Source organism: Oleiphilus sp. HI0079, assembly GCF_001635105.1.
This window is the reverse complement of record NZ_LWFT01001324.1, coordinates 1-796: the sequence shown is the minus strand read 5'-3', so window position 1 is coordinate 796 and position 796 is coordinate 1. Positions and strand designations below refer to the sequence as shown.

The following is a 796-nucleotide window of genomic DNA, read 5'->3' as shown; positions in this document are numbered from 1 at the left end:
TTAATTAGAGCGCTTTCAAACAAACCACTGGTGAGCGATATTGCGGCCACCACCAGAATCGGTCCGACAAAAATCATGCTTAAATAGTTACTAAGCCTACGACTAATTGAGCGCGTATTTGCGACAAACCAAATTCGATTAAACGCAAACTCGATTTTCTGTACCAGAGATAGCACGGTGTAGAGCAACAACAACAAGCCAACAGCCCCTAGCACACCAACCTTTACATTATCTACGAACTGCATAATCGCCTGATGAATCTCCTGCCCTTTTTCTCCCATGGGCAACAAAAAGTGCTCAATCATCGGCAAAAATCTGTTTTGCACATTGAAATAACGTAGCAAAGAAAAGCTCAGTGCAAGCAGGGGAACAATCGACAGAATGCTGGTAAACACTAGGCTCATCGCGTGTAACGTGAGGCTACCCTGAGTAAGATCCCGCACAATCGCGTAACTAATACGCGAGACCCGATGTGCAACCCTCTCTAAGCCGCTCTGATTTTCGCGGCACGGCTGCATTAACCATTCGAAAAGTTCTTTTTGTTTTAACTGAATCCGGTCGAACACAGCAATCAATCTCCTTTGATCTTTAAGTGAGTATAGTTGAACAAAGGTTTATACTGCACGCGTGTTTACACTATAGATATCTCGACCAAGGTATACATGTTTCGTTTTTTCGAAAAACTCGTTAATCCATTTCCACCAGAGCCTCCAGAAACAGCCCCATCAACGCTGGCGGCATTTTGTATCCACTATACGCGAGGCGTTATTCCACATCTTCTCGTCATGGCGGGACT

General features: G+C 44.6%; 1 protein-coding gene. It reads right to left on the bottom strand.

Annotated elements, in window-relative coordinates:
- Positions 1-566: YhjD/YihY/BrkB family envelope integrity protein (locus tag A3750_RS22905; protein WP_231871929.1), on the bottom strand; the 566-nt coding region annotated here is incomplete at its 3' end.
- Positions 567-796: the final 230 nt, after the last annotated feature.